Below are 5,948 nucleotides of genomic sequence, written 5' to 3'. Positions count from 1 at the left end.
ATCCACTTGGTTATCGTGGAAGATACAAAATAATATGGGAATACCATACATAAAACTTTACACTGAGGGAAGTCCGTGTATCTCATCCCTAAAGCTGTTGAGATTCACAGCTTCCCCCAAACCCCTAACTTTTTTATAAATATTTATAAACTGTACGCAGAAATGCCTGCAGTCTCGTAAAGCCTGATAGCTTTAACGATGACGGCCTAGCTTTTTTATAGACCGCGGAATATTTACCACCATAAATCATGAAATAGCTTTTTGAAAGCTTGCTGCCGGCTTACCCCTTCAATAAAATTTCCATTTTCTCAAGGGGATATGATATCATCCGAACCACCAGCATCATCAATCATAGATATATCAATGATATCTGTAAAGTTTTCTATCGGAAAATATTTATTGGAAAGTCAGGGTTCGCGGTAGCTGTAAAAATCTTTTCTTGGATAAGATATACACGGACTTTCCATTAACTGAGATATAATATACCTATAATATTTATAACTGATTATAAAGATATGACTAGTGCAGTTCAAATCCATACAAAGTATCAATTGACGGATCAATGATAATCATCTAAATTGAAAGGATGAATCTTAAGAGCGAACGCATTTCTCTATAGTCTGAAAGCCTGAATTTTGCACTTGATGATCCATCTCCTACCTTTATGGTGACCGCGTCCTCATTGAGCTCAAATGCCAGTTCATCAGTCGCGTCATCGCCCGCAATTATAGCTGGCCTACCACGTCTAACCGATCTTATGGCCGATCCTTTATTTACTCCAGGTACACGTAGTTCTATTATCATCTTCCCATAATACACTTCAACACCGCGTGTTCTGGCCATTTCTTCTATTTTGGATCTAAGTTCCTGCAAAAATTGGCTGTCCATCAACCCTAGATGGTAAAGCACGGCCATTCTCTTCCTGTATATCCTGAGACCAGGGAATTGTGTAGTCCACGATCTTGTGACTTCATATATTTCATCAAACACCGGTATGAACCGATCAGACCCATTGTGATATTCGATCCTGCCGTTGATGATTGAACAGGCCCCATGATAGCATATCAAATTGATATCTATAGGAAGGAACCTTCTTATCTCCTCCGGAGATCGCCCCGTTACGATAAATGTATCAAACCTTGCTTTGGTCTCCGACAACAGATTCTTTAGATCATCATCCGCATAACTATCCTCTGGATTCATTATTATGGGAACCAGGGTGCCATCATAATCAAGGAAAATTATGGGATCATTTCTGATAATTTGCTGAATAGCGTCCTTAAGCTGACCATCTATCATTGATTTTCCTCATAGCTATTGCATTTATACGCCTTATCCACCAGTCCGTATCCTTCTTAGATACCTGCTTCTTCATTCTGGTGAGACGATCATGGATCTCTTCCTCGCTCATGTTCATAGCCTTATATATCGCTTCTGCCACTTCTCCCAGGCTGTTTGGATTAACGATAACCGCTCCATCCAGACAGTTAGAAGCACCAGCAAATCTTGAGAGTATGAGTACTCCTTTATCTGTGGAGGCCACAAACTCTTTGGAGACAAGATTGAGACCATCTATTAGAGGCGTTATCAACGCTATATCTGCATTTTTATAATAGGATACTAGCATCCTGTCTGATATCTTTCTGTACATGTAAAGTATAGGCATCCAGCTAATTGATCCAAATTCACCGTTGATTCGTCCTATGTGCATCTCCAGCTCTCTCTTCATTGCAACATAATCCGATACGGTAGTCCTGCTTGGGGTGACTATCATTATGTAAACAAATTTCCCTGCAAGATCTTGATGCCGCTTCAATAACTCCTCAATGGCAAGTACACGGTTCACTAGACCCTTGGTATAATCAAGCCTATCTATTGAAAATATCATCTTTCTATCCCTGAGTGTATAGCTCTTTATATCACCGCCCCTGGAATTGCTGAAGTACCTGAAATCTATACCAAGGGGAACAACGAAGCTTTTGACTCTCGATGTTTCTGTGAGAAGATCATCAAAGTTTTTCTTGTAAGTTTCCGTGTGAAAGGTTATGAAATCCGAACTGGAGAGACTTTTGATCAGATCATCGCTCTCCGGTAGCGTCTCGAACATCTCTTTGGATACCCATGGAATATGCCATGTGAATATTATCCTGTTCTTTATTCCGCTGTCTCTCAATATCTTCGGAACGAGTGCGAGCTGATAATCGTGTATCCAGATCACTTCGTCACCAGAAACCGACTCTATTATTGATCTGGCAAATTTCTCGTTCACCCGCCTGTAAATTTCATAGCCATTGTCTGTGTACTTGACTCTTTCCCTGAAATAGTGAAACAGTGGCCAGAGCGTGCGGTTTGAATAGAGATCGTAATATCCTTTCTTTTCTGGCATGCTGAGCAGTACTCTCTTTATCTTGTATTTTCCAGTATCCTCTTCCAGATATTTTCCATCCAGCTTACCATCACCCCAGCAGATCCATGTCCCGCCATGTTTCTCCATGGATCTGCGGAGTGCGGTGGCTACTCCACCTACGTTCTCCTTTATGGACTCTTTACCTGCAACCTTCTCATGGGAGAATGGACACCTGCTGGAAACCACTATATACTTCATGTCAACCACACCGCATAGATCAGCCATCTCTAACTGAAGTTCGAGATCCTCCCTTCAATGGAGTGTTTCCTTCTGATCATATAGCAATTTAGACGAGATTTTGTCTTTGTAATTTACTCTTCAGCTGAAGCTGTTAAGATTTGCAGTTACTCAAAGAGCCTGTGTTTCCCTAAATATACCGGAGCACATGAACGCATACGTTCGATGCATCACCCGAGGAGGATCCCTTCTTTTTTTATGTATTATGATCTCTTCATACATGTAGGCTTTGTATTTCACCTTTTGTTTCAACCATATTCATTAATATCCAGCTAAATCTCTAAGCTTAGCGGTTTTTAATATTTCTTGATCTTACATAAAAAATATAAAACATAGAATAAATAACAGCAATTCTATAAATATGCCATTCAATATAAAAATATATTAGTCAAATAGAAATTCAGATATATGAAAGCCGTCTATGCAGTAAAACAGGATAAAATTGAGAATGAACCTCTTAAATACGGCGATCTGGATCTTCCAGCTATCGAAGAGGGACAGGTACTTGTAAAAGTCCAGGCAAATGGTGTATGTCATAGCGATCTACATATAATTGAGGGAGATTTCCCACTGCCAAAGGAACTATTCCCGCTGGTGCCTGGACATGAGATTGTTGGAGAGGTCGTTGAGAGCAAAAACAGGAACGTGAAAGAAGGAGAAAGAGTGGGGATAGGATGGTTCTATTCTGCATGCGGCCAATGCGAATACTGCACCAGCGGTAGAGAAAACCTCTGTCCAAACGCTACCGTGACAGGGATAAATCGATGGGGAGGATACGCGGAATATGCCATCCTCGATGGAAACTACGTGTCTAAAATACCGGAGGGACTGGACAGTGCTGAGGCGGCCCCACTGTTCTGCGCTGGAATAACCGCATATTCTTCTGTAAGGAAGATCGGCCCGAAGGTTGGAGATAGGATAGCGGTATTCGGCGTAGGCGGACTCGGTTTCTATGCCATACAGATGATAGAGGCGGCTGGAGCAAGGGCTATCGCGGTCACCTCGTCCCACAACAAAGTAGCCGAAATGGCTGGCGCGAGTGAAGTGATTGAAGAACCAAAGGAAGGATATGATGCTGCCATAGTATTCGCTCCAAACAGCAGCATAGTGGCGAAAGCAGTAAAATCTGTTAAACCTGGCGGCACAGTTGTCGTTCCTGCAATAATGGACAAGATAGAGGTACCTTTCCAGTATTTCACCTGGGAGAAGAACATAACAAGTGTGGCCAGTGGATTTAGGAGTGAGACCAGGTCTGTACTGAAGCTCGCTGCTGACGGCAGGCTAAAGTCAATGATCAAGACCATGCCGTTGTCTGAAGCAAAAACCGCTCTGATGGATCTGAAGAGGGGCAAAGTTCAGGGAAGGATCGTACTCAAACCTTGAGACTATTTTTTTGTTTCTGCATTCATTGATTGAAGAAACGCGGTGATTGCGGCTTCGGTATAAACATTCTATCTTTAGAGAGGATCCTTCATGATCCATTACGTCTAGTATCATGTTATCATCGATAATGCGAAATAAGAAGTATACAGACCCTGAAATGAACAGAGAAAATCATAAATTTTATATACAGCCATTCTATCAACTGTCTGGCAACGGTCATAGCAGCAGGGAAACACCAGATCCCATTCCGAACTCGACGGTTAAGCCTGCTGCGTATTGCGTTGTACTGTATGCCGCGAGGGTACGGGAAGCGCAATATGCTGTTACCATTTCAAAAATGAAAGTTTTTTACACCTCTTTTTAATTTCGTGGCAATGATTAATCCTTGGTCATCATCAGATTTCTTTGATTATGAGCGATTGAAGAAAGAGTTTGGGATAGAAGAGATGAACTATAACTTCGATAATTTCCTTTTCAGAAGGCATCTTATCCTCGGGCAAAGATCCATAGATTACATTGATTACGCACTGAAGAACAGCCTGAAATTCAATGTGATGACTGGACTGATGCCGTCTGGTGAGATGCATCTTGGCAATAAGAGCGCCATCGATCAGGTCATATTTTTTCAGAAACTTGGCGGAAGAGTTTCGATAGCGGTGGCTGATCTTGAATCCTATTCGACCAGAGGCATTAGCCTCGAAAAGGCACGAAATGTGGCCATAGAAAAGTATATACTAAATTACATCGCAATGGGGCTAGAACCATGTGAGATCTATTTTCAATCAAAAAATAGCGACGTGCAATTCCTGGCTTATATGCTGGGCAACAGAACGAATATGAACGAACTTCGCTCACTCTACGGATTCACGGATACTCATGATCTGCTTCACATAAATTCTCCGCTTATTCAGGCAGCGGACGTTCTGCATACTCAAATGAAGAAATATGGAGGCCCTGCACCAACGGTTGTACCCGTCGGCTTTGATCAGGATCCACACATCAGACTGATGAGGGATCTCTCCAAAAGGATGAGGATATTCAACATACAGTATGACAGGGATCTTATCGTTTCGGTGCGAGGCAAAGATGATCCAAAGGAATTCATCGATCTGGCCTATGACTATCTTTCCAAGACATACACTAATGTGAAAAAGGATTATGAATATCGTGTTGTCAGATGCGAAGGAGTAAGTGAAGGTGATCTTGTAAAGATAGATCTGGATCTGGCGAATATTGAAAGCAAGTATAATGATTTCACCTTTGTTCCTCCATCTGCCACCTATCAGAAGTTGATGAAAGGTCTCAAGGGCGGCAAGATGTCCTCTTCGGTTCCTGATTCCCTGATATCACTCAATGATGACCCAAAGGAAGCAAAGAGAAAGATCATGTCCGGAATGACTGGAGGCAGAGATACTGAGGAGGAACAGCGCAGGCTTGGCGGTGAGCCTGAGAAATGCCCAATATTCGATCTCTATAATTATGAGATAGAGGACGATAAATACGTGAAGGAGGTTTATGAGGACTGTAAAAACGGCAGAAGAATGTGCGGTTTCTGCAAACGCGAGATAGCAGAAAAGATGGCTGGTTGGCTCTCAGAACTTTCCAAAAAAAGGGAAGAGGCGAGAGAGAAACTCTCACTTTATATTCATGAATAGATCCTTATCCATCAATTCCTTCAATTTATTGAGTTCAGAGGGCCTGAATATACCGTATTCTGTTATAAAGCCCGTCACATACTCGTTTGGCGTCACATCAAATGCCGGATTCTTGCTGTGGCTCTCCTCTGGCCCAATGCGTGTACCATTTATTTCCAGAACCTCGGATTCGTCACGTTCCTCTATAGGTATTTCGTCTCCACTTTTGATGCTGAAATCGAATGTGCTTCCAGGTGCGGCAACGTAAAATGGAATCCCATTCACCT

Annotated in this window: 4 protein-coding genes, 1 rRNA gene and 1 pseudogene; 3 read left to right on the top strand and 3 right to left on the bottom strand. The window is 42.2% G+C overall.

Annotated elements, in window-relative coordinates; all coding sequences use genetic code 11:
- Nucleotides 1-573 precede the first annotated feature (573 nt).
- Nucleotides 574-1,299 (bottom strand): trehalose-phosphatase, encoded by a 726-nt coding sequence (otsB, locus tag Q0C15_RS05605; protein ID WP_297217186.1) that lies wholly within the window; start codon nucleotides 1,297-1,299, stop codon nucleotides 574-576.
- Complete coding sequence (locus Q0C15_RS05600) at nucleotides 1,280-2,605, bottom strand: trehalose-6-phosphate synthase (RefSeq protein ID WP_297217184.1); 1,326 nt, start codon at nucleotides 2,603-2,605, stop codon at nucleotides 1,280-1,282. The genes otsB and Q0C15_RS05600 overlap by 20 nt, the downstream gene beginning before the upstream one ends.
- A gap of 447 nt (nucleotides 2,606-3,052) precedes the next feature.
- On the opposite strand from Q0C15_RS05600, the gene Q0C15_RS05595 reads away from it, so the two are divergent.
- From Q0C15_RS05595 to Q0C15_RS05585, 3 genes are all read left to right on the top strand, one after another.
- Nucleotides 3,053-4,027 carry an alcohol dehydrogenase catalytic domain-containing protein gene (locus tag Q0C15_RS05595; protein ID WP_297217182.1) on the top strand — a complete coding sequence of 325 codons (975 nt, stop codon included), beginning with the start codon at nucleotides 3,053-3,055 and terminating at the stop codon, nucleotides 4,025-4,027.
- Between the two features lie 208 nt (nucleotides 4,028-4,235).
- Nucleotides 4,236-4,356 (top strand): 5S ribosomal RNA (rrf, locus tag Q0C15_RS05590).
- Between the two features lie 45 nt (nucleotides 4,357-4,401).
- A complete protein-coding gene (locus tag Q0C15_RS05585; RefSeq protein WP_297217180.1) occupies nucleotides 4,402-5,682 on the top strand; it encodes a tryptophan--tRNA ligase in 1,281 nt (426 codons plus the stop codon).
- On the opposite strand, the pseudogene Q0C15_RS05580 reads toward Q0C15_RS05585, so the two are convergent.
- Nucleotides 5,662-5,948, bottom strand: a pseudogene (locus Q0C15_RS05580) (S-methyl-5-thioribose-1-phosphate isomerase); the annotation flags it as partial. The gene Q0C15_RS05585 and the pseudogene Q0C15_RS05580 sit on opposite strands and share 21 nt — an antisense overlap.

It is taken from the genome of Thermoplasma sp., assembly GCF_023256435.1.
Taxonomy (GTDB): Archaea; Thermoplasmatota; Thermoplasmata; order Thermoplasmatales; family Thermoplasmataceae; genus Thermoplasma.
Note: the sequence above shows the minus strand (reverse complement) of the source record. Positions and strands in the feature narration are given on the sequence as shown.

Excerpts from the sequence above, each read along its gene's own strand:
- otsB (WP_297217186.1), bottom strand. The coding sequence starts at position 1,299 with ATGATAGATGGTCAGCTTAAGGACGCTATTCAGCAAATTATCAGAAAT.
- Q0C15_RS05585 (WP_297217180.1), top strand. The coding sequence starts at position 4,402 with ATGATTAATCCTTGGTCATCATCAGATTTCTTTGATTATGAGCGATTG.
- Q0C15_RS05600 (WP_297217184.1), bottom strand. The coding sequence starts at position 2,605 with ATGAAGTATATAGTGGTTTCCAGCAGGTGTCCATTCTCCCATGAGAAG.
- Q0C15_RS05595 (WP_297217182.1), top strand. The coding sequence starts at position 3,053 with ATGAAAGCCGTCTATGCAGTAAAACAGGATAAAATTGAGAATGAACCT.